The 26635-nt window shown below is 70.8% G+C and carries 24 protein-coding genes and 1 pseudogene; 13 read left to right on the plus strand and 12 right to left on the minus strand.

Annotated features, from left to right (window positions below):
* Positions 1-96 precede the first annotated feature (96 nt).
* From treZ to glgX, 3 genes are read right to left on the minus strand one after another with little or no spacing between them, the layout of a single operon-like run.
* A complete protein-coding gene (gene treZ / locus ACIBST_RS06890; RefSeq protein WP_397169733.1) occupies positions 97-1809 on the minus strand; it encodes a malto-oligosyltrehalose trehalohydrolase in 1713 nt (570 codons plus the stop codon).
* Positions 1799-3949, minus strand: a complete 2151-nt coding sequence (gene treY / locus ACIBST_RS06895) for a malto-oligosyltrehalose synthase (protein ID WP_397169735.1) — start codon at positions 3947-3949, stop codon at positions 1799-1801. The genes treZ and treY overlap by 11 nt, the downstream gene beginning before the upstream one ends.
* Positions 3942-6035, minus strand: coding sequence for a glycogen debranching protein GlgX (glgX, locus tag ACIBST_RS06900; protein ID WP_397169737.1), 2094 nt, complete (start codon positions 6033-6035; stop codon positions 3942-3944). Before glgX ends, treY begins: the two co-directional genes overlap by 8 nt.
* A gap of 603 nt (positions 6036-6638) precedes the next feature.
* Between glgX and ACIBST_RS06905 the strand changes: the two genes are divergently transcribed.
* The 5 genes from ACIBST_RS06905 to ACIBST_RS06925 all read left to right on the plus strand — a co-directional run bounded on the left by ACIBST_RS06905 (position 6639) and on the right by ACIBST_RS06925 (position 9436).
* Positions 6639-7487 carry a helix-turn-helix domain-containing protein gene (locus ACIBST_RS06905; RefSeq protein ID WP_397169738.1) on the plus strand — a complete coding sequence of 283 codons (849 nt, stop codon included), beginning with the start codon at positions 6639-6641 and terminating at the stop codon, positions 7485-7487.
* A gap of 221 nt (positions 7488-7708) precedes the next feature.
* A complete protein-coding gene (locus ACIBST_RS06910) occupies positions 7709-7912 on the plus strand; it encodes a DUF397 domain-containing protein (protein WP_397169740.1) in 204 nt (67 codons plus the stop codon).
* Positions 7913-8075: 163 nt separating this feature from the next.
* Positions 8076-8291 (plus strand): DUF397 domain-containing protein, encoded by a 216-nt coding sequence (locus ACIBST_RS06915; RefSeq protein ID WP_397169742.1) that lies wholly within the window; start codon positions 8076-8078, stop codon positions 8289-8291.
* Between the two features lie 80 nt (positions 8292-8371).
* Positions 8372-8791 carry a large conductance mechanosensitive channel protein MscL gene (gene mscL, locus ACIBST_RS06920; protein WP_358283364.1) on the plus strand — a complete coding sequence of 140 codons (420 nt, stop codon included), beginning with the start codon at positions 8372-8374 and terminating at the stop codon, positions 8789-8791.
* Between the two features lie 66 nt (positions 8792-8857).
* A complete protein-coding gene (locus tag ACIBST_RS06925) occupies positions 8858-9436 on the plus strand; it encodes a hypothetical protein (protein ID WP_397169744.1) in 579 nt (192 codons plus the stop codon).
* Here the strand turns inward: ACIBST_RS06925 and ACIBST_RS06930 are convergent.
* Positions 9427-10344 carry a threonine/serine dehydratase gene (locus ACIBST_RS06930; RefSeq protein WP_397169746.1) on the minus strand — a complete coding sequence of 306 codons (918 nt, stop codon included), beginning with the start codon at positions 10342-10344 and terminating at the stop codon, positions 9427-9429. The two genes, ACIBST_RS06925 and ACIBST_RS06930, sit on opposite strands and share 10 nt — an antisense overlap.
* A gap of 66 nt (positions 10345-10410) precedes the next feature.
* On the opposite strand from ACIBST_RS06930, the gene pip reads away from it, so the two are divergent.
* Positions 10411-11370, plus strand: coding sequence for a prolyl aminopeptidase (pip, locus tag ACIBST_RS06935; RefSeq protein ID WP_397169748.1), 960 nt, complete (start codon positions 10411-10413; stop codon positions 11368-11370).
* On the opposite strand, the gene ACIBST_RS06940 is transcribed toward pip, so the two are convergent.
* Both ACIBST_RS06940 and ACIBST_RS06945 read right to left on the minus strand, forming a co-directional pair.
* Positions 11336-11884 (minus strand): phosphatase PAP2 family protein, encoded by a 549-nt coding sequence (locus ACIBST_RS06940; protein ID WP_358283356.1) that lies wholly within the window; start codon positions 11882-11884, stop codon positions 11336-11338. The genes pip and ACIBST_RS06940 overlap by 35 nt on opposite strands.
* 86 nt (positions 11885-11970) lie before the next feature.
* Complete coding sequence (locus ACIBST_RS06945; protein ID WP_397169749.1) at positions 11971-12273, minus strand: hypothetical protein; 303 nt, start codon at positions 12271-12273, stop codon at positions 11971-11973.
* A 79-nt stretch (positions 12274-12352) separates the two neighbouring features.
* On the opposite strand from ACIBST_RS06945, the gene ACIBST_RS06950 reads away from it, so the two are divergent.
* Together ACIBST_RS06950 and ACIBST_RS06955 are read left to right on the plus strand one after the other, a co-directional pair.
* Entirely contained in the window at positions 12353-13147 is a 795-nt protein-coding gene (locus ACIBST_RS06950; RefSeq protein ID WP_352349903.1) for a universal stress protein, read from the plus strand.
* Positions 13148-13157: 10 nt separating this feature from the next.
* The gene (locus ACIBST_RS06955; protein ID WP_397169751.1) at positions 13158-15260 is read left to right on the plus strand and encodes a histidine kinase; all 2103 of its coding nucleotides are present in this window, start codon (positions 13158-13160) and stop codon (positions 15258-15260) included.
* Here ACIBST_RS06955 and ACIBST_RS06960 read toward each other — a convergent pair.
* From ACIBST_RS06960 to ACIBST_RS06970, 3 genes are read right to left on the minus strand one after another with little or no spacing between them, the layout of a single operon-like run.
* Positions 15201-15809: a DNA-binding response regulator gene (locus ACIBST_RS06960; protein ID WP_397169752.1), complete on the minus strand. Its 609-nt coding sequence runs from the start codon at positions 15807-15809 to the stop codon at positions 15201-15203. The two genes, ACIBST_RS06955 and ACIBST_RS06960, sit on opposite strands and share 60 nt — an antisense overlap.
* A 12-nt stretch (positions 15810-15821) precedes the next feature.
* Positions 15822-16940: a glycosyltransferase gene (locus ACIBST_RS06965; protein WP_397169754.1), complete on the minus strand. Its 1119-nt coding sequence runs from the start codon at positions 16938-16940 to the stop codon at positions 15822-15824.
* Entirely contained in the window at positions 16937-17911 is a 975-nt protein-coding gene (locus tag ACIBST_RS06970; RefSeq protein WP_397169756.1) for a glucosyl-3-phosphoglycerate synthase, read from the minus strand. Before ACIBST_RS06970 ends, ACIBST_RS06965 begins: the two co-directional genes overlap by 4 nt.
* A gap of 98 nt (positions 17912-18009) precedes the next feature.
* Here ACIBST_RS06970 and ACIBST_RS06975 point away from each other — a divergent pair, with 98 nt between their 5' ends.
* Both ACIBST_RS06975 and ACIBST_RS06980 read left to right on the plus strand, forming a co-directional pair.
* Positions 18010-18960 (plus strand): Gfo/Idh/MocA family protein, encoded by a 951-nt coding sequence (locus ACIBST_RS06975; protein WP_397169757.1) that lies wholly within the window; start codon positions 18010-18012, stop codon positions 18958-18960.
* Positions 18953-20071: a zinc-binding dehydrogenase gene (locus ACIBST_RS06980; protein WP_397169759.1), complete on the plus strand. Its 1119-nt coding sequence runs from the start codon at positions 18953-18955 to the stop codon at positions 20069-20071. The genes ACIBST_RS06975 and ACIBST_RS06980 overlap by 8 nt, the downstream gene beginning before the upstream one ends.
* A 9-nt stretch (positions 20072-20080) precedes the next feature.
* On the opposite strand, the pseudogene ACIBST_RS06985 reads toward ACIBST_RS06980, so the two are convergent.
* The 3 genes and pseudogenes from ACIBST_RS06985 to ACIBST_RS06995 form a co-directional block, all read right to left on the minus strand.
* Positions 20081-21325, minus strand: a pseudogene (locus ACIBST_RS06985) (MGH1-like glycoside hydrolase domain-containing protein); the annotation flags it as partial.
* Complete coding sequence (locus ACIBST_RS06990; protein ID WP_357971002.1) at positions 21256-22041, minus strand: sugar phosphate isomerase/epimerase family protein; 786 nt, start codon at positions 22039-22041, stop codon at positions 21256-21258. The pseudogene ACIBST_RS06985 and the gene ACIBST_RS06990, both read right to left, overlap by 70 nt.
* A complete protein-coding gene (locus ACIBST_RS06995; RefSeq protein WP_397169761.1) occupies positions 22038-23072 on the minus strand; it encodes a zinc-binding dehydrogenase in 1035 nt (344 codons plus the stop codon). The genes ACIBST_RS06990 and ACIBST_RS06995 overlap by 4 nt, the downstream gene beginning before the upstream one ends.
* Positions 23073-23521: 449 nt before the next feature.
* Between ACIBST_RS06995 and ACIBST_RS07000 the strand changes: the two genes are divergently transcribed.
* The 3 genes from ACIBST_RS07000 to ACIBST_RS07010 are packed head-to-tail and all read left to right on the plus strand — an operon-like array spanning position 23522 to position 26635.
* Positions 23522-24892, plus strand: a complete 1371-nt coding sequence (locus ACIBST_RS07000; protein ID WP_397169763.1) for an ABC transporter substrate-binding protein — start codon at positions 23522-23524, stop codon at positions 24890-24892.
* Positions 24889-25803 (plus strand): carbohydrate ABC transporter permease, encoded by a 915-nt coding sequence (locus tag ACIBST_RS07005; RefSeq protein WP_397169765.1) that lies wholly within the window; start codon positions 24889-24891, stop codon positions 25801-25803. The genes ACIBST_RS07000 and ACIBST_RS07005 overlap by 4 nt, the downstream gene beginning before the upstream one ends.
* Positions 25790-26635, plus strand: coding sequence for a carbohydrate ABC transporter permease (locus ACIBST_RS07010; protein WP_397169767.1), 846 nt, complete (start codon positions 25790-25792; stop codon positions 26633-26635). The genes ACIBST_RS07005 and ACIBST_RS07010 overlap by 14 nt, the downstream gene beginning before the upstream one ends.

Below are 26635 nucleotides of genomic sequence, written 5' to 3' on the forward strand. Positions count from 1 at the left end.
GCCGCCCGGTCAGGGGTGGACGAGGGCCCAGGAGGCGGAAGCCGTCCAGCCGAGGCGGGCCGGGGGCGATGGCCGGGCCGAGGCCGGGGCCGGGGGTCAGGGGGTGGTGCGGGTGATGGCCAGGGTTTGGCCGGGGAGGCGGAGGCCGTCAGGGCCCGTGGCGACCGGGTCGTCCGAGGCCAGGAGGAGGGTGGCGCCCGCCGGCGGCAACGTCAGCGTCTCCGGCGAGAAGTTGACGCTGACGCACACCGTCCCGCGCCACATGACCAGCCACCTGCCCGCCGGATCCGCCTCCACCCGGACCCGGTCCAGCCGCGGATCCGACAGCTCCGGCAGCGCCTTGCGCAGCGCGATGAGGTCCCGGTACCAGCACAGCAGGGACCAGTTCTCCTCCTCCTTCAGCTCGCTCCAGTGCAGCTTGGAACGCAGGAACGCCTCCTCGTCGGACGGGTTCGGCGCGTCCCAGGCGTACCCGAAGCCGTCGAACTCGCGCTCGCGCCGCGTCCCCTCGCTCTCCCGCAGCTCGGGCTCCACGTGGTCGGAGAAGAACAGGAACGGCGTGCCGGCCCCCCACTCCTCCCCCATGAACAACATCGGCGTGAACGGCGAGGTCAGCAGCAGCCCGGCGCCCAGCCTGAGCGCGGACACGGGCAGCCGGTCGCCGCCGGGCCGGTTGCCGATCTGGTCGTGGTTCTGCAGGCAGGCGACCAGCCGGTGTCCGGGCACGCCGGTGAAGGGCTGCCCGTGCGCCCGGTCGCGGAAGCTGGAGTGGCCGCCGTCGTGCAGCACGCCCTGGGTCAGCACCTTGGCCAGCGCCGACGGGTCGGCGAAGTCCGCGTAGTAGCCGTGGCTCTCGCCGCTCACGGCGGTGTGCAGGGCGTGGTGGACGTCGTCGTTCCACTGCGCGGTCATCCCCAGGCCGCCGGCCTCCAGCGGGCGCACCATGCGCGGGTCGTTGAGGTCGGACTCGGCGATCAGCGACAGCGGCCGGCCGAGCGAGCAGGCCAGCGCGTCGACCTCCTCCGACAGCTCGGCCAGCAGGTGTCGGGCGCGCTTGTCGTGCAGGGCGTGGACGGCGTCCAGCCGCAGCCCGTCGATGTGGTAGTCGCGCAGCCACTGGACGGCGTTGCCGACGAAGTACCGGCGGACCTCGTCGGACCCCGGCCCGTCCAGGTTGACCGCTTCGCCCCAATAGCTACCAGCAAAGCCGGAAAAATACGGACCAAAGGGGTGGAGGAAGTTGCCCGACGGCCCCAGGTGGTTGTAGACCACGTCCAGGATGACGCCGATCCCGGCCCGGTGGCAGGCGTCCACGAACGACTTCAGCCCGTCGGGCCCGCCGTACGTCTCGTTGACCGCGTAGAGGTCGACGCCGTCGTACCCCCAGTTGCGCCCGCCGGGGACGGGGGCGACCGGCATGATCTCCACGAAGTCCACGCAGAGCTCGACCAGGTGCTCCAGCCGCTCGATCGCCGCGGCGAACGTGCCCTCGCCGGTGAACGTCCCGACGTGCAGCTCGTAGATCACCGAACCGCGCAGGTCGCGGCCCTTCCAGTCGTGGTCGGACCAGGTGAAGCGGTCGTGCTCGTAGACCGCGCTCGGCCCGAACACCCCCTCCGGCTGCCGCCGGGAGCGCGGGTCGGGGTAGGGCCCGCCGCCGTCGAGGACGAAGGCGTACCTGGTGCCGTGGCCGGCCTCGGCGACCTCGGCCCACCACCAGCCTCTCTCCCCCTGGGACATCGGCCGGCGTCCGTCCAGAACGTCGACCTCGACAGCCGTGGCCTTCGGTGCCCAGACCTCAAAGATCATGTCGCTCCAGCAGTGAGACGGGGTACTGATCGAGCAGCCGGGCCAGCGGAACCGTCCCCGAGTGCGGCTCGCCGGTGAGCAGGTCGCGCCAGGATCCGCCGGGCAGCGTCAAGGTGGTCTCGCCCCACACCGAGTGGCCGGCGACCGCGGAGCGGCGCGCGAGGCGTACCGGCAGCCTGGTGGCGACCGCCACCGCCTGCGGGCCTTCGCCCCTGGCGAAGGCGATCGCGTGCTCGGCGGCCTCCCCCTCCGCCCGCAGCGGCAGGTACGGCGCCGCGCCCCCGAGCCGCCTGCGCAGCCGCAACGCCTGCGTGGTGACCAGGAGCTTGGCGGCGTCCCAGGAGGTCTCGGGCTTGCGCGGGTACGTCACGGGCCGCCGGTTGTCCGGATCGACCAGCGAGAAGTCGGTGGTCTCGTTGCCCTGGTACACGTCGGGCACTCCGGGCATCATGAGCTGCACCAGCTTGGCCCCGAGCGAGTTCGACATCGCGAACGGCTCGATGCGCTCGGTGAACTCCTCCACCGGCAGCCGCACGGCGGCCTGCGCGAACTCCCGCAGCCGCCGCTCGTAGCCGGCGTCCGGACGCACCCACGAGATCGCGGTCTTGGCCTCGCGAGCCGCCTTGAGCAGGTAGTCGGTGAAGCGTTCCGCGGAGATCGGCCAGGCGGCCATGAGGTTCTGCCAGGCCAGGTAGTCGAGGTGGGGGTCGAAGGAGAGCTCCCGCGACCACTCGGACACCACGGACGCCCACTCCCGCGGCATCTCCGACAACACCGACAACCGGGCCCGCACGTCCTCCGACCGCTTGGTGTCGTGCGTGGACAGGGTCGTCATCGTGTACGGGGACATCTCCCCGCAGAAGTCATGGAACTCCTCGACCGAGACGCCGAACACGTCCGGCTCGCCGCCCACCTCGTTGAGGCACGACAGCGGGAACCACCGGTACAGCGCGGTGTCCTCCACGCCCTTGGCCATGACCGGCCCGCACGTCTGCTGGAAGCGCACGATCGCCTCCGGCGAGCCGTACAGGACCTCCTGGACGAGCGGCCGCACGGCGGGCGAGCACTCCGCGGCGGCCAGCTCGACGATCTCCACCGACTCGGGCGGCGGCTCCTCCCCCGGCACCAGGTAGGCGCGGTAGAGCGGCATCGCGGCCAGCAGCTCCGACACCGCGGCGGGCGCGCAGCCGGTGACCCTGGCCAGCCGGTCGATCTCCGCCCCGAAGAACAGGTCGAGCACCTCGCGCTTGGCCTGCGTCATCACCGGACGGTAGTCGTCGGGCTGTCCGGTCAGCTCGCTGAACAGCCGGACCAGCGGCTCCTTGCCCGAAGGGTCGACGAACAGGCCGTTGACCCGGTTGAGCACCTCGTAGCCGGTCGTGCCGTCGCAGGCCCAGTCGGGCTGCAGCCGCTCGGGGCCGATGAGGATCTTCTCCACGACCGTCCAGGGGCCGCCGGTCCGCTCGCGCAGCCGGTCGAGGTAGCCGCGGGGGTCGGCCAGGCCGTCGGGATGGTCGATGCGCAACCCGTCGACCAGGCCCTCGTCGAGCAGCCAGAAGATCACCTCGTGCGTGGCGAACAGCACCGCCGGGTCCTCCACGCGCAGCCCGATCAGCGACGACACGTCGAAGAAGCGCCGGTAGCCGGGGCCCTCGCGCCAGTCGACCAGCCGGTAGTGGCCCGGGTGGGGGAAGGCGTGCTCGTGGTAGCGCAGGACGTCGCCGTCGACCACGGGCTCGGTGTCGTCGCCGAGCACCGGCAGGGCCACCTTCCCCTCCACCCACTCGATGTCGAACCAGTTCGCGTACGGCGAGGCTGGCCCGTCCTTGAGCACCGACCAGAACTGGGCGTTCATCGTGTTCATGTGGTTGGGCACGATGTCGATGACGATGCCCAGGTCGTGCGCGGCCAGTTCCTGGGCCATCTCGCGGAAGCCGGTGGCCCCGCCGAACTCCTCCCTGATCCTGGAGTGGTCGACGACGTCGTAGCCGTGCCGCGACCCGGGCGTGGCCTGGAGCACCGGCGACAGGTAGACGTGGCTGACGCCGAGGTCGCGCAGGTAGCCGGCGATCTCGGCGACCTGGGCGAAACCGAAGTCGGGGGTGAGCTGCACCCGGTACGTCGAGGTCGGCCTAGACACGGCGCAGCACCCGCACGCTGCGTCCGGGGACCTCGATCGCCTCGCCGGCGCGCACCATCCGCACGTCGAGCCTGATGGGCATCGCGGTGTCGATCTCGGTGTGCCACATCTCGCCGTAGTCCTGGGGGATCGTGAACTTGATCGTGTCGTGGTGGGCGTTGAACAGCAGCAGGAAGGAGTCGTCCCGGATCGGGCGGCCGCGCCGGTCGGGCTCGGTGATGGCGTCGCCGTTGAGGAAGACGGCCAGCGACTTGGCGTAGCCGACGTTCCAGTCGCTGTCGGTCATCTCCTCCCCGGACGGGGTGAGCCAGGCGATGTCGCTCAGCCCGCGCACCGGCTTGCCGTAGAAGAACCTCCTGCGCCGGAAGACCGGATGCTTCTTCCGCAGCGCCGCGAGCTCCTGGGTGAACTCCAGCAGCAGCCAGTTCTCCCGGATGTCGGACCAGTCGACCCAGGTCAGCTCGTTGTCCTGGCAGTAGCCGTTGTTGTTGCCCTTCTGCGAGCGGCCCAGCTCGTCGCCGTGCGAGAGCATCGGCACGCCCTGCGACAGGAACAACGTGGTGAGGAAGTTGCGCTTCTGCTGCTCGCGCAGCGACTCGATGGCCAGGCTCGCCGGGCCCTCCTCGCCACAGTTCCACGACCGGTTGTCGTCGGTGCCGTCGCGGTTGCCCTCTTTGTTCGCCTCGTTGTGCTTGTCGTTGTACGCGACGAGATCCTGCAGGGTGAAGCCGTCGTGGCAGGTCACGAAGTTGATGGAGGCGGCCGGGCGGCGGCTGTCGTCCTTGTACAGGTCGCTCGAACCGGTGAAGCGGGAGCCGAACTCGGGCAGCGTGGCGGCCTGCCCGCGCCACAGGTCGCGGATCGTGTCGCGGTAGCGGCCGTTCCACTCGGTCCAGCGGGAGGGGAAGTTGCCGACCTGGTAGCCGCCGGGGCCGACGTCCCAGGGCTCGGCGATGAGCTTGACCTGCGACAACACCGGGTCCTGCTGTACCAGGTCGAAGAACGCGCTCAGCCGGTCGACCTCGTGCAGCTCGCGGGCGAGGGTGGAGGCGAGGTCGAAGCGGAACCCGTCGACGTGCATCTCGATGACCCAGTAGCGGAGCGAGTCCATGATCATCTGCAGGACGTGCGGCGAGCGCATGAGCAGGCTGTTGCCCGTGCCGGTGGTGTCGACGTAGTAGCGCTTGTCGTTCTCGACCAGGCGGTAGTAGTTGCTGTTGTCGATGCCCCTGAACCCCAGCGTCGGCCCCAGGTGGTTGCCCTCGGCGGTGTGGTTGTAGACGACGTCGAGGATGACCTCGATGCCCGCCTCGTGCAGGCTGCGCACCATCGCCTTGAACTCCAGCACCTGCCCGCCGCGCTGCCCGGTGCTGGAGTAGCGGTTGTGCGGGGCGAAGAAGCCGATGGAGTTGTAGCCCCAGTAGTTGGACAGGCCGCGCTGCTCCAGGATGTGGTCGGTGACGAACTGGTGCACCGGCATCAGCTCCAGCGCCGTCACGCCGAGCTTGGTGAGGTGGTCGAGGATCTCGGGGTGGCCGAGCGCCGCGTACGTGCCGCGCAGGTGCTTGGGGATCTTGGGATGGCTTATCGTCAGCCCGCGCACGTGGGCCTCGTAGATCACCGTGTCGTGGTACGGCGTCGCCGGCGGCCGGTCGTGCCCCCACCCGAAGAACGGGTTGATCACGATGGACCGCGGCACGTACGGGGACGAGTCGGCGTCGTTGCGCGTGTCCGGCTGGCCGAACCGGTAGCCGTAGACGGCCTCGTGCCAGTCGACGCCGCCCTCGATCGCCATCGCGTACGGGTCGAGCAGCAGCTTGTTGGGGTTGCAGCGCAGCCCGCGCGCCGGCTCGTACGGCCCGTGCACCCGGTAGCCGTAACGCTGGCCGGGGCCGATGCCGGGCAGGTAACCGTGCCAGATGAACCCGTCGACCTCCGTGAGCGGCACCCGCGACTCGACGTTGTCCTCGTCGAACAGGCACAGCTCCACCGCCTGGGCCACCTCGGTGTAGAGCGAGAAGTTCGTGCCCGCGCCGTCGTAGGTCGCCCCTAGGGGATAGGGGTCTCCAGGCCAGATCTCGATCATCGAGGCTCCCTTGCGGTCTCTCCCCATGTTCTGTTCCCCCGCTCCGCCGGACAAGGCCACCCTGTTCCTTCCCACGCGTCCGTCCGGAATACTCCGAAAAATCGAGTGAGCCGCCTCCGACGGCGCGGTGTCGCAGGCGGCTCACGTGTTCGGCCTGGTGGGGGGTGCGGCGAGGTTCACGGATCCGGTGCGCGGCCCCCGCGCACCGGATCCGCACCCGCGATCGGGCGACGCGACGCTGCGTCCCCGATCCCCCGCGATCAGGACGGTCGATCTTCGCTCTGGCAGGAGCGAACGATCGCGGCCGGTCCGACGAGCCCCCGTCGGCCCAGCCTTATGTGACGGACGGCCTCTGGTGAGCCATCACGTCAGGGAATGAACGCGGCATTTCGCTCTCGGGTGGTTTGATCAAATCAGCCCAGGGCATCCCCCTCTCTTACGGCTTGGCTGACTTTTACCCGCCGACGCCGGAAACCCACCCCGAATTGGCACTTGCCATAGGAACGTGCCGGTGACGATTACCTACCGCACATGCCTTCGAAACCGAACCCGGGGGTACGCTCCGGGGCGACCGGCCACCGCGCGGCAAGGGAGTGCACGGCGATGACCATCCCCAACCCGACGCTCCGGCAGCGGCAACTGGCGATGCGCTTACGCGAGCTGCGCAACGAGCAGAACCTCAGCATCGCCGAGGTCGCCCAGGCCCTCCTGTGCTCCCCGGCCAAGATCAGCCGGATCGAGACCGCCCAGCGCGGCGTCAGCCTGCGCGACGTGCGCGACCTGTGCCGCCTGTACGACGTCTCCGCCGCCGAGTCCGCCCAGCTCATGACGCTGGCCAAGGACGCCAGGCAGAAGGAGTGGTGGCAGTTCTACGACAACCGCGAGCTGCGCCAGATGCTCGGCCTGGAGGCGGAGGCCAGCGCCATCACCGAGTACGAGATCACCACCGTCCCCGGCCTGCTCCAGACCGAGGACTACGCCCGCGCCGTGATCCGCGGCTGGCTGCCCCGCATCGCGCCCGACGTGCTGGAAGACCGGGTCAAAGTGCGGATGAAACGCCAGGAGTGGCTGCACCGGCACGACACCCTGCGCTACTGGGTCCTGCTGGACGAGTCGGTGCTCTACCGGCACGTGGGCAGCCGGCAGGCCATGCGCGAGCAGCTCGACCGGCTCATCGAGCTGAGCGAGCTGCCGCACGTGACCGTCCAGGTCATCCCGTTCACGGCGGGCGCGCACGTGGGTTTCGACAGCACCTTCCGGCTCATGGAGTTCGACCATGACTCCGGCATCGCCGACACCATTTTCGTGGAACATCAAATGGGCCTTTTCTACCTGGAGGCCGATAAGGTGGTCCGGCGGTTTCGCGAGATCATCGACCATCTGCGGGCCGAGGCGCTGGGCATCCAAGAATCGAAGCGGCGAATTACCGAGATGGCCGCAAACTTCGCTTAGCACTCCGTCACGAGATCATCTCTTTTTCTCCGGCCACCTGGCACGATGCCTCCGACACATCGGGACCTCGCTTCCGTGGCAAGTGCCAGGTGCTACTGTTCATCCATTGGGACGCTTTCGCTCTCCACGTGAGATCGCCGGTGTCCGAGCACACACCTTCCAGCGCGCCCGGCGAGGTCCGACCGCCGCCGCGCCCATTGTCGATGCACGAGGGGGAGACAATGACGTCCCACCACCCTGACGTCCAGGCGGCTCCGCGTTGGCGGGCCGCGTCGCGCTGCAACAACGGAGAATGCGTCGAGGTCGCGTTGCTGTCCCCCGGCGAGATCGGCGTGCGGGACAACAAGAACCCGGCCGGCCCTGTCCTGACTTTCAGCGCCCGGGAATGGGACGCGTTCCTGCGCGGAATACGTCAGGCCGACTGAGCGCGCGGCGCTTTTTCCGGCGGTCGTCCTCACGGACGCCCGCCTTTTGTTTTGTCCGGTGCCGGCGGGTGCACCGCCCCTTTTGTCGCCTGGTCATCCTCGGCTGTCAAGGTAAAATCACCTTCGGCTCAATACCTCTACAGCCGCCTTCAGGAGGTAATGGATGAAACGCCCACCTGCCCTTGACCAGGCACGCTGGCAACGGTGCAACAATGGCGACTGCGTCGAGGTCACCATGCTCGCCGACCGGGTCTGGGTGCGGGGAAGTCAGGACGCCAGCGGTGCCGTCCTGTCGTTCACCACCGACGAGTGGGCCGCGTTCCTCGACGGCGTGCGGCACGGCCACTTCGATCTCGAACGGCTCGCGCCCCAGGTCTGACCGGCCACGACGTTCTCCATCGGGCTCTGTCGGGGGCCATCGGGGTTTCAGGCCGCGGCCCCCGGCAATATGCCGACTCCATGGGCGGTTTCAAGAAGTTCTTACTCCGAGGCAACATCGTCGAGCTGGCCGTCGCCGTCATCGTCGGGGCGACCTTCAGCGGGCTCGTCCAGGCACTGGTCACCGATCTCATCACCCCGCTCATCGGCGCGGTGACCGGCGGCCGGCAGCCGAACTTCGCCGAATACTCCTTCACGATCAACGGCAGCCAGTTCAAGTACGGCGACTTCCTCAACCACCTGCTGACCTTCCTGGTCATCGCGGCGGTCGTCTACTGGCTGGTCGTGGCCCCGATGACGCGGCTGATCCACCTGCTCGACCGCGACAAGGCCGCCACGACCAAGGAGTGCCCCGAGTGCCTGTCCGACATCCCGGCCGAGGCCAGCAGGTGCGCCCATTGCACGGTGGAGCTGGTGCCCCAGTCCGAGAAACCGCGCTGAACCGTACATCACGGACTCTTGACCCAGTGGCGCGCCGGCACGGTGGTCGTTCGGCAAGATGGACCGATGAGCGTTGAGTTGATGGTCTGGAACGAGCCCGTGCCGATCAGCAGGGATCAGGCCCGGGCCACGTATCTGGCGGTGAAGCGGAGCGACCCCGTCGAGGGGGACGTGCCCGACGTCGCCAAGGAGCTGCCCGGGCAGGTCACCCTGTACCCCGGGCACGTCCTGGTGACGATGGACCTGGACACGATGGACGAGAGCTCGGCCCAGGTGTTCACCACCGCCCGCGCGCACGGCCTGGTCTGCTACGACCCCCAGCGCGACCTGGTGCACAATGTGGCCCCGCTCGGCGTGTACGAGGGCATGCAGCTCCACACCGGCGACGGGATGGTCGTGCACGACCCCGACCTCGGGCTGGTCGACGACGTCCTGGCCACCCTGTCGCCGCAGAACCCGTTCGTCGCCCTGGTGAACTTCGGCCGGCACTTCCTCCAGGTCTCCCCCGGCTACGAGCTGGAGTACAAGGAGGGCGAGATGGTCCGCGCGGTGGTGCCCGAGCTGGCCGAGGTGCGGCTGGCCTTCCACGAGTACGCCACCGGCGAGCGCGGGTTCCTCACCCGCCACACCTGGTCTCAGGCGTAGACCTGGGCGAACAGCTCAGGATCGACGTTCCCCCCGGACAGCACGGCCACCGTGCGCCCGGCGGGGACGCGGCCCGACAGCAGGGCGGCCGTGGTCGCCGCGCCGCTGGGCTCGGCCACCAGCCGGGCCGTGCGCGCGATGTGCCGCATGGCGGCCCGCAGCTCGTCCTCCGAGACGGTGACGATGCCTTCGAGGTGTTCGCGCAGGTGGGCGAAGGTCAGCTCGGACACCTGGTTCACGCGCAGCCCGTCGGCGATGGTCCGGAACGTGCGGGTGGACTCCCAGGCGACCACGTGCCCGGCCGCCAGGCTCTCGGCGGCGTCGGCGGCCAGCTCGGGCTCCACGCCGTACACGCGGACGTCGGGCCGCAGCGCCTTGACCGCCGCCGCCACGCCGGCGGCCAGCCCGCCGCCGCTGACCGGCACGAGCACCGCCTCGACGTCCGGCAGGTCCTCGACGATCTCCAGCCCGATCGTGCCCTGGCCGGCGATGATCGCGCGGTGGTCGTAGGGCGGCACCAGCGTCAGGCCGCGCTCGCCGGCCAGCCGCTCGGCCGTCACCTCGCGCTGGTCGGGCGGCACGATCACCAGCTCGGCGCCCCATCCCTCGATCGCCGCCGCCTTGACCGCCGGGGTGCCCTCGGGCACGACTACCACGCACGGCACGCCGAACTCGGCCGCCGCGAACGCCAGCGCCTGGCCGTGGTTGCCGGAGGAGTGCGTGACGACGCCGTCGGGACGCAGCGCCGCCAGCGCGTTGTAGGCGCCGCGGATCTTGAAAGAGCCGACGGGCTGGAGGCTCTCGGGCTTCAGCCACGCCTCGCCCATCCTCAGGAGCGGCGTGCGCACCGCGATTCCGTCGATCCGCCCGGCCGCCGCGCGGATGTCGTCGATCGTCACCAGGTCCATACGGTCACTCTAGGCTCAGACCGGCACAATACGGCGAGCTCCTGCTCCATGGCAGGATCGCGAGACATGAGAACTCTGTACCCGCCCATCGAACCCTACGAGTCCGGCCTGCTCGACGTGGGTGACGGCAACCAGATCTACTGGGAGGTCTGCGGCAACCCCGACGGAAAGCCGGCCGTCATGCTGCACGGCGGGCCGGGCGCCGGGTGCAGCGCCAACCACCGGCGGCAGTGGAACCCCGAGCTGTACCGCATCGTCCTGTTCGACCAGCGCAACTGCGGGCGCAGCCTGCCGCACGCCAGCACGCCGGGCACGTCGCTGGCCGCCAACACCACCTGGAACCTGGTGGCCGACATGGAACGGCTGCGCGAGCACCTGGGCATCGAGCGGTGGCAGGTGTTCGGCGGGTCGTGGGGCAGCGCGCTGTCGCTGGCCTACGCCCAGACGCACCCCGACCGTACGACCGAGCTGGTGCTGCGCGGCATCTTCACGCTGCGCCCGCACGAGCTGCGCTGGTTCTACCAGGAGGGCGCGAGCTACCTGTTCCCCGACCTGTGGGAGTCGTACCTGGCGCCGATCCCCGCCGAGGAGCGCGGCGACCTCATGGCCGCCTACCGCGCCCGCCTCGAAGGCGACGACGACGCCGTCCGGCTCGCGGCGGCCAAGGCGTGGTCGCAGTGGGAGGGCGCCACGATCACCCTGCTGCCCGACCCGAGCCTGGTGGCGGAGTTCGGCGAGGACAAGATGGCGGTGTCGTTCGCCAGGATCGAGAACCACTACTTCCACCACGGCGGCTGGTTCGAGCCCGAGCAGCTCATCAGGGACGTCGACCGCATCCGGCACATCCCGGCCGTGATCATCCAGGGCCGCTACGACGCCTGCACGCCCATGGCCACCGCCTGGGACCTGCACAAGGCCTGGCCCGAGGCCGACTTCCAGGTGGTGCACGACGCCGGGCACGCGGCGACCGAGCCCGGCATCGTCGACCGGCTCATCGCGGCGACAGACGGCTTCGCGCGAGCCTGACCGCGGGGGTGACCGCGCCGACCAGCAGCAGCGCGAACAGCGGCGCGAGCACCAGGCCGAGCAGGAAGCCGCCGGCCACGTCGTGCGGGTAGTGCACGCCGACGAACACCCGGGAGAAGCCCATCAGGGCGGCCAGCGGCAGCACCACCCAGGCCAGGGCGCGCCAGACCAGGATGAGCGTGCCCGCCGCCCCGGCGGCGATCACGGTGTGGTTGCTGGGGAAGGACCAGTCCGTGGAGGGCGGGCAGGCCGCGATCGTGGCGATGCCGCCGCGGCACGGCCGGTCCTCCCGGACCAGCAGCTTCACGCCCTCGCTCACGATGTACGCGCCCACCACCCCGGCCGGCCCGGCGATGGCGAGCGCGAGGTCGCGGGCGGGGGCCTGGCGCGCCCGCCACCAGCACACGAGGAACAGCGCCGCGAAGATGAACAGGCCGGCGTCCGTGCCGAACTCGGCGAGGGCGTGCAGCCACCCGGGCGTGGTCAGGGCGAAGTCGACGATGTCGCGGTACACAGGTGTCCAATCCGTGAACGGGTAGTGGACACGACCTTATGAACTTTGATCGTCAAATGCTTCGACCGAAAGGGCGATTCCGGTCCTTACCCAAGATACTGGCGCACGAGGAGGGCGCGTCTCTGCTCCAGCTCGCCTTCGGTGATGAGCCCGCGCTCGAACGCCTCGGCGCCGGCGTCCCGCTCGGCCACGTAGTACGCGGCCATGATCTCGCTGCGCAGCGGGGTGAAGCCGCGCTCCACGCAGTCGGAGAAGACGGTGACCTTCTGCTCGACGACTCCGGCGGGGACGGTGCACGTCAGGTCGTGCGCCTTGAGCTGCTGAACCGCTTCACGAAGGGTGACCGGGCCAAGGGACCCGTTGAAACGGGTGTCAAGGGTGATCTTCACTGTTTTTACGCCTCCAATCGTTTCAAACGCATCGACAGAGACCGCGTATTCCCAGTTCAGAGCGGGTAAGAGGGCAAACGTGATCGGAGAGCACGTGATCGTCGGCTACAGCAACGACCCCGGTGGGCGGGACGCCCTCGCGCTCGGGGCCGCCATCACCCGGCTGACCGGGGGCGAGCTCACGGTGGCGTCGATCTATCCCCCGGGCAGCCCGGGACTGGCCGTCGAGGCGCAGGCCAACCTGGCGCACGCGGGCGAGGAGCTGGGCGTCGTCCCGGCCGAGTACATGGCGTTCGAGAGCCGGGGCACCGGGCGCGGGCTGTCGGTGCTGGCCAGCAGGATCAGGGCCGACCTGATCGTGGTCGGCTCGGCGAGCGGCGGCCAGTACGGCCGCATCGCCGTCGGCAGCACCGCCGACCACCTGCTGCACCTGTCGCCGGAGGCGGTGATGCTGGCGCCCTCGGGCTACGTGCCGCCCGACGAGCCCGCCCGGCTCACGCTGGCCTACGTCCACCGGCCGCAGTGCGACGCGGCGGTCGAGCGGGTGGCCCAGGCGGCGCTGCGGCTCGACGTGCCGCTCCGGCTGATCACCCTCGACCTGCGCACCGAGAACCAGGGCAAGCTGCGCGACGACCTCGCCCTGGCCGTACGGCTGGCCTGGGAGAGCACCGGCATCGAGGCCGAGTCGGAGGTGGCCGAGGGCCACGACGTGCAGGCCGCCCTCAAGGACGTCGAGTGGCTGCCCGGCGAGCTGCTGGTCTGCGCCGCCGGCGAGGACGCCCAGCCCCACCGGGTGTTCCTGGGCGAGCTGGCGATGAAGGTGCTGCGGTCGTCGTCCTGCCCGGTCACCGTGCTGCCGCGGGGGTTCTCCTAAGCTTCTGGGCGTGCGTGTCGCCCGATTGATCGTCGTCGTGGTGCTGGCCTCGCTGGCCGGCGTCTACGTGGTGGCCGGCGCCTGGGGGGCGCTGCCGGTGCTGGCCGCGCAGTGCGCCTTCACGCTGCGGGCCAGGAAGGGGTGGCTGCTCGCCGTCCAGGGGGTGCTGGTCTACGCGGTGACGCTGGGGCAGGGCGCGTCCGTCGCGATTCTGGGCTTCCTCGCCGGGTCGCTGCTGGTGACGCGCTGGTGGGCGCTGGCGCCCGCGGTGGGCTTCAGCGGCGTCGTCATCCACCACTGGCGCCACTCCGGGGACGCGGTCTCCACGACGGACCTCGCGATCACCACGGTGCTGGTGTCGCTGGTGGTGTTCGGCCTGATCCGGCTGGTCGAGCGGGTGGCCGAGATGGAGGCCACCCGTCCCGCGCTGGCCGCGGCGGCGGTGGCCGAGGAACGGCTGCGCATCGCCGCGGAGCTGAGCGACGGCCTCGGGCGCGGCCTGGCCGCGATCGGAGCGGGCGCGCGAAGGGCGCTGGCCGCCCCGCGGGAGGCGGCCGGGACGCTCGGCGAGGTGGTCGCGACGGCGCGGCTGTCGCTGGCGGACGCGCGCGCCGCGGCGGCGAGCTACCGCGCGATGTCCCTGGCCCCCGAGCTGACCACCGCCCGCGCCCTGCTGGAGGCGGCCGGCGTCGGCGTCGAGGTGCGCGCCGCCCACACCGAGCCGCTGGGCCCGGCCGGCGCGCTGCTCGCCTCGGTGCTGCGCGAGGCGGTCACGGACGTCGCCCGCCGCGGCACCGCCACGGTGTGCGCGATCGAGACCTGGGAGGAGCCGGAACGCGCCCAGGTGCACCTGCGCGTGGCCGACGACGGCCGCCGCACGGCCGAGGACGACGACACCGGCGGGCTCGCCGGCCCGGCGGGGCTCGCGCGCCAGGTGGCGGCGGCGGGCGGCACGCTCACCCGCGGCCTGTCCGGCCGGGGCCGGTACACGGTGGAGGCCGCGCTGCCCGCCACCCGCCCGCCCGCGGCGGCCCGGCGCGAGCCGCCCGACGTCTCGGTGGTCCTGCTGGCCGCCGTGCTGGTCGGGTTCAGCGTCAAGGCGCTGCTGCAGATCCCGGCCGGGCTGCTGGCCCCGGCGGTCGCGGCGCTGGCCGTGATCGTCGTCATGCAGCTGCGCTCGGTCGCCGGCCGCCACATGGTGGCGCTGGGGGTGATGGCGGCGCTCACCTTCGCCCCGATCCCTGTGTTCGGGCCGATCTGGCTGGGGACGGCGGGCTTCCTCGCCGGTCCGGTGCTGCTCGCCTTCCGCCCCCGGACGGCCTGGCCGCTGACGGCCGCGATCCTGGCCGCGGTCTGGACCGTCGCCTCCCTGTACGACCTGCCCGGCCGCGTCAACATCACGGTGAGCACGCTCACCACCGGCCTGGTGGTCTACAGCCTGCTGCGCCTGGCCCAGCGCGCCAAGGAGCTGCACGCGGCCAGGGAGAGCCTGGCCCGTTCGGCCGTCGTCGAGGAGCGCCTGCGGGCCGCCCGCGACCTGCACGACCTGCTCGGCCACAGCCTGGCCGCCATCCTGCTCACCTGCGAGCTGGCCCGCCGCCTGCCCGACCCCGTCCGGGAGCTGGAGAACGTCGTCGCCATGGCCGAGCACGCCCGGCACGACCTGCGCTCGGTCACCGGCGAGCAGCGCGAGCTGTCCTTCGCCGCCGAGGCCGAGTCGGCCGGGAAGGTGCTGGCGGCGGCCGGGGTCGAGGTCACCCTGCGGCTCGCGCACCCCGAGCTGCCGGCCGAGGTCGAGACCGTGCTCAGCACCGTGCTGCGGGAGGCCGTGACGAACGTCCTGCGCCACAGCGCCGCGCGCGCCTGCGTGATCTCCACCTCGGCGGCCGGGGGCGAGGTCGGGCTGCTCGTCCGCAACGACGGCGCGGGGACGGCGGCCCCCCGTCGCGGCTCGTCGGGGCTGGGCAACCTCACCACCCGCCTGGTCACGCTGGGCGGCCGGCTCACGACCTCCGCCGCCGACGGCTGGTTCCGGCTCGACGCACGGGCCCCGCTAGATCCAGCCGGCCTCGGTGGCGATGCGCACGGCGTCGGTGCGGTTGCGCGCGTTTAGCTTGGCCACGATGGCCGTCAGGTAGTTGCGCACGGTCCCGGCGGTCAGGTGCAGCCGCCGGGCGATGTCGGGTGCCTCGGCGCCGCCCGCCACCAGCCGCAGCACGTCGGCCTCGCGCGGCGTGAGCGGGTTGTCGGCCAGGTCCCAGGCGGTGACCGCGAGCGACGGGTCGAGCACCCGGCCGCCGCGGGTGACCTCCCTGATCGCCGCGACCAGGTCCTCCGGCGGCGCCGTCTTCAGCAGGAAGCCGTCCACCTGGGCGGTCAGGGCCCGCTTGAGATGGCCGGGCTTGCCGTAGGCGGTGAGCATGAGCGTGCGGCACCCGGGCACCCTGGCCCGGATCTCCGCCGCGGCGGCCAGCCCGTCGAGGGTGCCGGGCATGTCGATGTCCAGCACGGCCACGTCGGGCCGGTGCGCGGCGGCGGCGGCCACGGCCGCGTCACCTGACTCGACCGCGGCCACGATCTCGAAGTCGGCCTCCAGGCCGAGCAGGGTCGCGAGCGCGTGCCTGATCACGGCCTGGTCCTCGGCCAGAAGGAGGCGAATCACCCGACATGTCTATCAGTCCGCGCGCAGCACCCGGTCGTACAGGTCCAGGTAGCGGTCGGCCATCACGCCGGGCGAGAAGCGGCGCCGGGCCTCGCGGCGGCACTCCTCGGGATCGATCTCGTCCACCCGCTGGACGTACTCGGCCAGCTCCTCCTCGGTGTCGGCGAGGAAGCCGGTGCGGCCGTGGTCGATGATCTCGGGCAGGCAGCCGCGGCGCAGGCCCACCGGCGGCACCCCGAGCGCCAGGGCCTCGACGACGGCCGTGCCGCCGGGCTCGTCCCACTGGATGGGGAAGAGCGCGGCGCGGGCCGAGGCATACAGCTCGTCCCTCTCCTGGCCGCCGACCGCGCCGATCCACCTGACCAGGTCGCCGTCGAGGTAGCGGGACACCTGGTCCAGGTGGTAGCGCACGTCGGGGTGGCTGTGCAGCGGGTGGTAGGGGTCCTGCAGGACGACGTCCAGCTCGGCCTGGCTGTCCCGGCCGCAGACCGGACCGGCCACGACCAGCGGCAGGCCGAGCTTCTGGCAGATCCGGGCGGCCACGTGCTGGCCCTTGAGCCCGCAGATCCGGCCCATGATCACCAGATGCTCACCGCGTTCGGCGCGGACGTCCTGGCCGGCCAGCGGCGTGGCCAGGTGGACGGCCCCCAGCGAGGCGGCGCGCAGGGCCTCCGGAGCGCGGGCGAGCTGCGAGTCCGACACCCCGTTGACCGCGATCGAGCTCGGGAAGGCGCCGTAGAACGCCGGATGTTTGCGCAGGTCCCAGTGGAGGGTGTGGAGGACCGGCGGCCCGCCCAGCGCGGCCAGCACCGCCGGCCCGACCACCTCCACGTGGTCGTGCACGAGGTCGATGTCGTCGCGGGCGCGCAGCTCGGCCGCCACCCGCGCCTGGTGCGCGTGCGCGATCCCCATGACCTGGTTGTACGGCTTCTGCAGCTCGGCGAACTGGCCCTCGTCGTAGACTGCGATCAGCTCGTCGGCCTCCAGCGTGCTCGACGCCACGGAGGCCAGCACGACCTCGACGCCGCGTTCGCGCAGCGCGGGGATCAGGGTGGCGACCACGTTCTCGATGCCGCCGTAGCCGGGCGGCGGGACCGCCAGCCACGGTCCCGCGTTGATCAGCACCTTCACGCGACGTCCTCCTCCAGCATGAGCGAGGCGAGCGGCGGCCGTTCCGCCACTCCCACGTCCACCAGGCCGGCCCGCCCGTCGAGGCCGAACTGCAGCAGCATGTGGGCCGGGGGTGCCGGGGACATCACGCGGCCCTGGCGTTCCAGCCGGGACCACGCGGTGAGCATGATCTGCCCGGCCATCCGGCCGAGCGCGTGCACGGACTGGTGGCCGTGCGCGCGGGAGCCCAGGTCGACCTGGGCCATCGCGTCCAGTCCCACCAGGTTGAGGAGATCGACGAGGAGTCCGAACTCCACGCCGTACTCGGTGACGAAGGGGACCTGTTCCAGCACGTCGCGCCGGGCGGCGTACTCGCCGCCGAGGGGTTGGCGAAAGCCCGCCAGCTCCGGCCAGAACAGGTTGAGCAGGGGCCTGGCCACCAGTTCGGTGACCCGGCCGCCCGCGCCTCGCCGCGGCACGCCGTCCTCGCCCGTGAAGGGCCGTTCGTACGTCGCCTTGACGAAATGGGTGCCCGGGTCCGCCAGCAGCGGACCGACCAGCCCCGACACGAAGTGCGCGCCGAAGTTGAGCAGGTCCGAGTCGACGAACGCGACGATGTCGCCATGGGAGGCGGCCAGCCCCTTCCACAGCGCCTCCCCCTTGCCCGACAGGCGCGGCAGGTGCGGCAGCACCTCGTTCTGCGCCACGACGCGCGCGCCCGCCGCGCGTGCCCGTTCGGCCGTGGCGTCGGTGGAGTTGGAGTCGACGACGAGGATCTCGTCGACGAGTGGCGCCTGCTCCACCAGTTCACGTCTGATCACGGTGACGATGTCCCCGACCGTGCGCTCCTCGTCGCGCGCCGGCAGGACGACGCTCACCGTTGTGTTGCCCTTGGCTGCGATTAAGGCATCCACCGGCCATTCCGCGGCCGTACTGGAATGCGGGCCGTACCACTCCTGGGCCCTGGCCAAGGCTCGCACATCTGTCTCCATGCAGTCAGCCCCATCTCATAGGGGCACGACCCCTGCCCGATCTATGCGCCTTTGAACATCGTTGTTTGTTAACCCCTAGACGTGGCATATGTCGGGTTGTGTCCCCAATTACCCGTGTCGGCATCATTGGTGCCGGAAATGTCGCCGCTCGCCACGCAGATGTCCTGTCCGGCTTCCCCGATGTGACGATTGCCGGGGTGGCCGACACCGATCTCCACAAGGCTGAGGCGTTGGCCTCCGCGCACGGCGCCCCCGCCTACGGCGACCATGCCGGCCTGCTGGAGGCCGGCGGTCTCGACGCTGTCTACGTCTGTGTGCCTCCTTTCGCGCACGGTAACCCCGAATACGACGTCTTGTCGTGTAATCTCCCGATTTTTGTGGAAAAACCCCTTTCTCTCGACCTCAAAACCGCAGAAAACATCGCAGCCGAAATCGACCGGCGCGGGCTGCCGTCCGCGGTCGGCCACCACTGGCGCTACCTCGACATCGTCGACCGGGCCAGGGAACGGCTCGACGGCCGGCCCGTGCAGCTCGCGCTCGGGCACTGGCTGGACAAGGTCCCGCCGGTCGGCTGGTGGCTCCAGGCGAGCCTGTCGGGCGGCCAGATCCTGGAGCAGGCGGTGCACGTCCTGGACCTGGCCCGGCTGCTGGTGGGCGAGGTGTCGATGGTGCACGCCGTACCGGCCGGGAACGCCGTGGACGGCGAGATCGACCGGGCCACCTCGGCCGTCATGAGCTTCGCGGGCGGCGCGACCGGCCTGCTGGCCACCTCCTGCCTGCTGCGCCGCAAGCACCGGGTGGGGCTGGAGGTGTGCGCCGACGGCATCGCGCTGGAACTCAGCGAGACCCGGCTGCTGGTGGACGGCGAGGAGGCCGTCGAGGACGGCGGGCACGCCAAGACCCTCGTGGACCGCGCGTTCATCGACGCGGTGCGCGGGAAGGACGCCGACGTGCGCGCGCCGTACCGCGAAGCCCTGAGAACCCACCGCCTGGCCGTCGCGCTGGCGCGCTCCGCGGCGGAACGGAGGCCGGTGATGCTGGATGACTGAGGCGACGAGCACGACCCTGAGCATCGAGGCGCCCGGCGAGGTGCGCCTGGTCGAGGAGAAGCTGCCCGGCCTGCCCGACGGCGGCTTCATGGTCGCCACCACGCACAGCGGCGTCTCGGCGGGCACCGAGCTGACCTATCTCAAGGGCGCCAACCCCTACCTCAACTCGGCCTGGGACCCGGCGCTCGGGCTGTTCCTGCCGGGCACGCCGTCGGTGGCGTACCCGGTGCGCGGCATCGGCTACATGCAGGTGGGCGTGGTCGCCGAGACCCGCACGCGGGCCGTGGCCGAGGGCGCGCGGGTCGCCATGGCCTACGGCCACCGCACGGCGTACGTGGCCGACCCGATGGCCGACCGGTTCGTCGTGCTGCCCGGCGACCTCGACCCGCTGCTCGGCATCTACGTCGCCCACATGGGCCCGATCTGCGCCAACGGCCTGCTGCACGCGGCCGCCGACCTGCACGGCCCGGCCGTCCAGCATTTGGGCGACGGGGTGCGCGGCCGCCGCGTCGCGGTGGTGGGGGCGGGCGTGGTGGGGCTGCTGACCGCGTCCTTCGCCCTGTCCTGCGGGGCCGCCGAGGTGGTGGTCGTGGACGAGACCAGGGCCAGGCTCGCGGTGGCCGAGGCGATCGGCGCGCAGACGCTGGCCGCCCCCGACGACGACCCGGCGGTGACGCTGAAGCGCCGCTGGCGGCACGCCCCCAATGACCGCGGCGCGGACCTGGTCTTCCAGTGCCGCGGTCAACCGCGGGCGCTGGCCCTGGGGCTGCGGCTGCTGCGCCCGCAGGGCACGCTGATCGACCTCGCGTTCTACACCCAGGGCGCCGACGAGGTGCGGCTCGGCGAGGAGTTCCACCACAACGGGCTGGCACTGCGCTGCGCCCAGATCGGCCGGGTGCCGCGCGGCCTCGCGCACGCCTGGGACCGGGAACGCCTGTCGCACGAGACGATCGGCCTGCTCAGGGAGCGCGGGAGGCTGCTACGCGAGCACCTGGTCACCGACGTCGTCGGCTTCGGGGAGGCTCCCGAACTTCTGACCGATCTCGCGGCCCGACGGCGGCAGGCCGTCCAGGCCGTGCTCAGCCACGACGTCGAGGATGAGGGCCGCTGACCAGCTGAAGTCCCGGCACCCGTGGCCGCGCAGCGTGAAGGGGTTGAAGTACTCGCGGAAGCCGGAGTGGGCGACGGCGTGGATCATGCCCTCGGCCAGCAGGTCGGCCAGGTCGGGACGGCGGTCCCTGAGCCCCTGCCAGACCAGCCAGGTCAGGTTGATCCAGCTCGGCCCGCGCCAGTAGCGGGCCGGGTCGAACTCGGCCGTGGCCGGGGCGTGGCTGGGCAGCACGCCGTCCTTGAGGGAGAACTTGTCGAGGGCCGTGCCGATCAGCGCCTCGGCGATCTCCGGCGGCAGGCCCGGCAGCATGAGCGGCACCAGGCCGGCGGCGCTGCCCGAGCGGATCAGCCGGCCGGTGCGCAGGTCGCGGGGGCGGAAGTGGCCGTCCTGGTAGAGGTGGTCGATCATGGCGGCGGTGACGGCGGCGGCCTCGCGCCGGTGGGGCGCGGGGTCGTGGCCGCACACCTCGGCGATCTCGGCGAGCGCCGACTCGGCCACGCCGTACGCGGCGTTGAACAGCGGGTCCTCGATCTCGAACGAGCCGGCCCGCTGGTAGCCGCTGTCGCGGTAGGCGGCGGCGAGGGCGACGTACCGCTCGTAGTCGCGGTCGGTGGGGCGCTCGTCGGCGCTGACGGTGTTGAGGTCGCGGCGGACGAAGCCCGTCGCGCCGGTCTCGACCGCCCGCAGCGGAAGGTCCCAGGCCGGGCTGTTGTCCATGCCCGACTCCCACGGGTGGACGATCGAGATCAGGCCCTCGGGCGAGCGGCGGGAGGCGCGCAGGAACTCCTGCTGGGCGACGAGCTTGGGGTAGATCCTGGCCAGGAACGCCGGGTCGGGCTCGGCCTGGTGCACCTTCCAGGCCGCCAGCGCGTGCACGGGCGGCTGCACGATGCCCGAGGTCGCCGAGCCGGACGGCGCGCGGGCGCCCCAGAACTGCGGGCCGGGGAAGTAGGCGCCCTCGGGCACGACGGGGTTGAACACGATGTGCGGCACCCGGCCGTCGGCCCACTGGGCGCCGAACAGCGACAGCAGCTCCACCCTGGCCCGCCGCGGCGACCAGCGGGCGTTGCCGATCGCGATGAAGGCGGAGTCCCAGCTCCACTGGTGGGGGTACAGGCGACGGGAGGGGACCGTGTGGCTGCCGTCCCAGTTGGCGACGAGCACGCGTACGGCGTCGCGAAGGATCATAGGAATTTCCTGATGAAGGCCGCCGTCTGCGGGAGCACGATCTCGGGTTCGCCCCGCAGCCGGCATTCGAGGGCGAGGTAGCCGTCGAAGCCGACGGCGTCGAGCGTGGCGAGCTGGGCGCCCCAGTCGAGGTGACCGGTGCCGGGCTGGTTCCTGTTGGACTCGCTGATCTGCATGTGCGCGATGTACGGGGCCGCCTCCGCCAGGGCCCGGCAGGGGTCGTCCTCCTCGATGTTCATGTGGTAGGTGTCGCCGACGATCCTGATCGAGTCCATCGAGCAGTACGAGACCGCGTCGGCCAGCGTGTTGACCATGTGGTTCTCGTACCGGTTGAGGGGTTCGAGCATGATCAGCACGCCGTTGCGCTGGGCGTGCTCGCCGAGGATGCCGAGCGCCTCGGCCAGCACCTCGCGGTCGTCGGCGGCGGTGCGCGGCGGCTCGAACGGCGGCAGCCGGAGCGAGAACTGGCCCCACGAGGCCGGGGTCATGACGCCGATGCCGCCCAGCTCGGCGATCACCGTGAGCTGCGACCTGAGCTGCTGGATGGCGTCCTTGCGCTTGGCCGGGTCGAAGTCGCCGATGAAGTGCGGCATCTCGACGCACACCGTCGGCATCACGACGCCGTCGGCCAGCGCCCGCTTCAGCTCGGTCAGCCGGCCGGCGAAGTGGAAGTCGCCCTTGCCTCTCAGCTCGATCGCGTCGAACCCGGCCTCCACCGCGAAGGCGAACTTCTCCTGCAGGCTGCGGCCGGGCAGAAGCTGCTCCTGGGCGGCGAGCTTCATCGTGACTCCTCGAAGGTGAAGACGAGCTGGAGCACCTCGGACTGGTGCTTGTCGATCAGGTCGAACGCCTCGGCCGCCTGCTCGACCGGCACCAGGTGGGTGACCAGGTCGCCGACCTCGACCTCGCCCCGGTGGACGAGCTCCATGAACGTGCGCTGGAGGCGTTCGACGTCCCAGCGGTGGGCCAGCCAGGAGGCGACGCCGCCGATCTGGGAGGAGACGAGCTGCACCTGGTTGTGGTGGAACTCCTCGCCCAGGCGCAGCCCGATGCCGTCGCCCTGGTAGAAGCCGGCCGCCACGACCCGGCCGCCCTTGCGCACGCTCCTGATGGCCTCCTGCAGGCCCAGGTGGCTGCCGCTGAGCTCGATCGCGGTGTCGGCGCCCTCGATGCGCTTGCGCAGGAACTCGGCGACCGAGCCCGACCGCACGTCGAACGTCTCGGCCGCGCCGAACTTCCTGGCGAGTTCGAGCCGGTCGGGGATGGCGTCGGCGGCCACCACCCGGGCGCCGCTGAGCACCGCCATGCGGGTGGCGAGCAGGCCGATGACGCCCTGGCCGAAGATCGCGATCTGGTCGCCCAGGTGCACGTCGGCGGCGTGGACGGCGTTGAGCGCGATGGCGCCGACCCGGGCGAAGACGCCCGCGACGGGGTCGGCACCCGGCGGCAGGATGTGCCCGGCCAGCTTCTCGGCGGGGACGACGGCCTCCGCGCGGTGGCCCCAGATGCCCCACACGAGGCTGCCGACGGGCGGCTCGGCGACGTCGGGGGCCGCCTCCACCACCTCGCCGACCTCCTGGTAGCCCCAGCCGGACAGGGGGTAGGCGTGCGTCTGGCCTTCGAGGAAGAGCCGGCGCTCGGTGTCCCACTTACGGGTGAGGTAGGGATTGGTGCCGCGATATGCGGTCAGCTCGGTGCCCGCGGAGACCCCGGAATAGAGGGTCCGCACCCGGACGGAGCCCGGCACGAGTTCGGCGGGCGATTCCAGGCTGACGCTGACACGGCCTGGCTCTTGGAAGGTGATGACGCGCATACCCCACACTTACGCTTCTCGATCAAACAAAAGTCGGAGATTTAGTGTTTGTTTGCACACCATAGTTGCGCTCGAAACACTCGTAAGTCTACGACTTCCGTCGATCGCGGCCGATGGAATCCAGGTTTCCGGTAGGGCGCGTTCTGGAAAGAGACCTTACCGACATGTCACGCCCTGTCTGGCCACCTGTTCCGGAAGCGCCGGAAGTACTTGTCCGGGCAGCAGCCGGATGACCGAAATGACATCAGACCAGATCGTTTCGAGGTGGGCGTCCGTGATCGGTTCTGGGAAAGATTTGCCGCAAAGCCGACCAACCTTTTACCGAAGGCCCTGATGACGTGCTGCGGCGGCACGGCGAGGGTACGGACCGGTCTCGTTCTCGCCTACGCCAGGTGCCTGCCCCTTTTCTACGGGTAAGTGCGGCATATCCCCAACCAGAGGAGCGCGCCATGCCGAACAGGGTCACCGCCGTCCTCTCCGTCGCACTGCTGGCCTCGGCCGCCCTCACGGCCTGCGGCGACGGCGGCGAGCAGCAGTCCGGCCCGAAGCAGATCACCGTCTGGACCGAGGAGAACCTCGGCGACCGGATGGCCGTGCAGAACCAGATCATCGCCGAGTTCACCAGGAAGACCGGGATCAAGGTGAAGCTGGTCGGCGTCGGGGAGGACCAGTTCAGCCAGACCGTGACGGCCGCCGCCGCCGCGGACGACCTCCCCGACGTCATCGGCGCGCTGCCGCTGGCCTCCGTCCGCGAGCTGGAGGCCAACGACCTGCTGGACACCGAGACGCCGGGCCGGATCGTGGACGGGCTCGGCAGGGACTCCTTCTCGCCGCGCGCGCTCGAACTGGACTCCTCGGGCGGCAGGCTGCTGGCCGTGCCCAGCGACGGCTGGGCGCAGCTCCTGCTCTACCGCAAGGACCTGTTCGACAAGGCCGGGCTGGCGCCGCCGGACACCTACGAGGCGCTGGAGGCGGCGGCGGCGAAGCTGAACGCGGGTGGGGTGGCGGGCATCACGCTGGCGATCGCGCCCAAGGACTCCTTCACCGCGCAGAGCTTCGAGCACGTGGCGCTGGCGAACGGCTGCCAACTAGTCGACAATTCCGGAAATGTCGCGCTAGACAGCCCACAGTGTGTGAAAGCCTTCGACTTCTACGCGAAACTGGCGAAGAACTACTCGGTCAAGGGCAAACAGGACGTCGACTCCACCCGGGCCACGTACTTCTCCGGGAAGGCGGCCATGATGATCTGGTCGTCGTTCATCCTCGACGAGCTGGCGGGGCTGCGTAAGGACGCGCTGCCGAGCTGCGCCGAGTGCCGCGGCGACCCCGAGTGGCTGGCGCGGAACACCGGCGTGGTCACCGCGCTCAAGGGCCCCGGCGCGAGCGCGCCCGCCCAGTACGGCGAGATCGTCTCCTGGGCGGTGCTGCGCGGCGCCGCCGCCGACCCGGCCGCCACGTTCGTCAAGTACATGATGGACGAGGGCTACGAGCGCTGGATCGGGATGGCCCCCGAGGGCAAGTTCCCCACCCGCAAGGGCTTCGCCGACAAGTGGAAGAAGCTGCCCGCGGGCGTGGACGTCAAGAAGCCGCTGTCGGAGGTCTACCCGGCCGACGTGCTCGACGCGCTGCGCCGCAGCCCCGACACCTTCGCCCGCTGGGGCATCCCGCAGGGCCAGGGCAAGCTGGTCGGCGCCACGATGGGCGAGCTGCCCGTGCCCAAGGCCCTCAGCCAGGTGGCCGACGGCTCGCTGACCCCGCAGGCCGCCGCCGCCCAGGCCAAGAAAGACGTGGAGACCATCAAGCGCGGGATCCGGCAATGAGCGCACCCCGCACCCTGCGGCAGCGGGAGGGGCGGGCCGGGCTGGCGCTGATCTCGCCCACGCTGGTCATCACGCTGGTCGTGGTGGTGCTGCCGCTGCTGTGGGCGATCATGCTGGCCTTCCAGGACGTCCGGCTGATCAACATCCGCCGGGCGGGCGTCTTCGGGCACTACACGCTGGAGAACTTCACGTACGTGATCTCCGAGCCGGGCTTCTGGGCGTCGCTGCTCAACACCCTCATCTACACGGTGGCCGGCACGGCGCTGTCGATCGCGATCGGCCTGGTGACCGCGCTCGCCCTGCGCCGCAGGTTCCCCGGCCGCACGCTGGTCAGGGCCTCGATCCTGATCCCGTACGTGGCGCCGGTGGTGGCCGTGGCCTTCCTGTGGGAGACCATGCTGAACCCCCAGTACGGCATCGTGAACACCTGGCTGAAAGAGCCGATCGCCTTCCTCACCCAGGCCCAGGGCGACCTTCTGGGGCTGAAGGTGCCGGTCGCGCTGCTCACGGTGATCGCGTTCGAGGCGTGGCGGTACTTCCCGTTCGCGTTCCTGTTCATCCTGGCCCGGCTGCAGGCGCTGCCGGCCGAGCTGGAGGAGGCCGCGGTCGTGGACGGCGCCACCCCCACCCAGCGCTTCCGGCACGTGATCATGCCGCAGCTCTGGCGCATCGTGGCGCTGCTGGCGGTGCTGCGGTTCGTGTTCACCTTCACCAAGTTCGACGACGTCTACCTGCTGACCGGCGGCGGCGCCGGCACCGAGGTGGTCAGCGTGCGCGTCTACAACTTCCTGACCGCCCGCGACGACATCGGCGCCTCGGCCGCGCAGGCGATCGTCCTGGCCGTCGTCCTCGTCGTCCTCCTGGCCGTCTACCTGCGCTTCTTCTCGGGAGGCGACCGTGAGCAGGGATAGGTTCGAGCGCGCGCTGTTCGCGGCGCTGCGGCCCGTGGTCATCGTGTTCCTCTTCGCCGTCACCGGGCTGCCGTTCCTGTACATGGTGACGCTGTCCGTACGGGACATCCAGGAGCTCGTCCTGGAGCCGGGCTCGGTGTGGCCGCGGCACTTCACCCTCGACACGTACGTGAACGTGCTGACCACGCAGGGGTTCCTCACGTTCATCAGGAACAGCGCGGTCGTGGCGGTCGCCTCGGTGGCCGCCACGCTGCTGATCTCGATCCCGGGCGCCTACGCCGTCGCGCGGCTGCGCTTCTTCGGCCGGCGGCAGGTGCACTTCCTGTTCCTCGCCGTCTACCTGTTCCCGGCGATCGTGCTGGCCATCCCCCTGTTCGTGCTGTTCACCATGCTGGGTCTCAGGGGATCTCTGGTCGGACTGATCCTGGTTTATATCGCGCAGACCGTGCCCGTCACGGTATACATGCTGCGCAACTACTTCGAGACCGTGCCGCAGAGCGTGGAGGAGGCGGCCGCGATCGATGGCTGCTCGCGGCTGTCGACCATCTGGCGGGTGGTGCTGCCACTGTCCAAGCCCGCGCTCATGGCAACCGGCCTCTACGCGTTCATGATCGCGTGGAACGAGTTCCTGTTCGCCCTGCTGTTCCTCGTGGAGCGGCGGGAGAGCTGGACGGTCTCCCTGGGGCTCTCTCAGCTGGCGGGGAGCATAGAGATCCCCACGACGGTGCTGATGGCAGGATCCGTGGTGCTGACGCTGCCCATCGTGATCGTGTTCTTCGCCGGCGAACGCCTGCTGACGGAGGGCCTCACGGCGGGAGCGGAGAAGGGATAG

Source organism: Nonomuraea sp. NPDC049684 (assembly GCF_044465345.1).
GTDB lineage: Bacteria > Actinomycetota > Actinomycetes > Streptosporangiales > Streptosporangiaceae > Nonomuraea.

What these genes read in the sequence shown, in the direction of transcription:
- treZ (WP_397169733.1), bottom strand. Translation starts at nt 1,809, where the DNA reads ATGATCTTTGAGGTCTGGGCACCGAAGGCCACGGCTGTCGAGGTCGAC.
- glgX (WP_397169737.1), bottom strand. Translation starts at nt 6,035, where the DNA reads ATGATCGAGATCTGGCCTGGAGACCCCTATCCCCTAGGGGCGACCTAC.
- ACIBST_RS06905 (WP_397169738.1), top strand. Translation starts at nt 6,639, where the DNA reads ATGACCATCCCCAACCCGACGCTCCGGCAGCGGCAACTGGCGATGCGC.
- ACIBST_RS06910 (WP_397169740.1), top strand. Translation starts at nt 7,709, where the DNA reads ATGACGTCCCACCACCCTGACGTCCAGGCGGCTCCGCGTTGGCGGGCC.
- ACIBST_RS06915 (WP_397169742.1), top strand. Translation starts at nt 8,076, where the DNA reads ATGAAACGCCCACCTGCCCTTGACCAGGCACGCTGGCAACGGTGCAAC.
- mscL (WP_358283364.1), top strand. Translation starts at nt 8,372, where the DNA reads ATGGGCGGTTTCAAGAAGTTCTTACTCCGAGGCAACATCGTCGAGCTG.
- ACIBST_RS06925 (WP_397169744.1), top strand. Translation starts at nt 8,858, where the DNA reads ATGAGCGTTGAGTTGATGGTCTGGAACGAGCCCGTGCCGATCAGCAGG.
- ACIBST_RS06930 (WP_397169746.1), bottom strand. Translation starts at nt 10,344, where the DNA reads ATGGACCTGGTGACGATCGACGACATCCGCGCGGCGGCCGGGCGGATC.
- pip (WP_397169748.1), top strand. Translation starts at nt 10,411, where the DNA reads ATGAGAACTCTGTACCCGCCCATCGAACCCTACGAGTCCGGCCTGCTC.
- ACIBST_RS06970 (WP_397169756.1), bottom strand. Translation starts at nt 17,911, where the DNA reads ATGGAGACAGATGTGCGAGCCTTGGCCAGGGCCCAGGAGTGGTACGGC.
- ACIBST_RS06980 (WP_397169759.1), top strand. Translation starts at nt 18,953, where the DNA reads ATGACTGAGGCGACGAGCACGACCCTGAGCATCGAGGCGCCCGGCGAG.
- ACIBST_RS06990 (WP_357971002.1), bottom strand. Translation starts at nt 22,041, where the DNA reads ATGAAGCTCGCCGCCCAGGAGCAGCTTCTGCCCGGCCGCAGCCTGCAG.
- ACIBST_RS06995 (WP_397169761.1), bottom strand. Translation starts at nt 23,072, where the DNA reads ATGCGCGTCATCACCTTCCAAGAGCCAGGCCGTGTCAGCGTCAGCCTG.
- ACIBST_RS07000 (WP_397169763.1), top strand. Translation starts at nt 23,522, where the DNA reads ATGCCGAACAGGGTCACCGCCGTCCTCTCCGTCGCACTGCTGGCCTCG.
- ACIBST_RS07005 (WP_397169765.1), top strand. Translation starts at nt 24,889, where the DNA reads ATGAGCGCACCCCGCACCCTGCGGCAGCGGGAGGGGCGGGCCGGGCTG.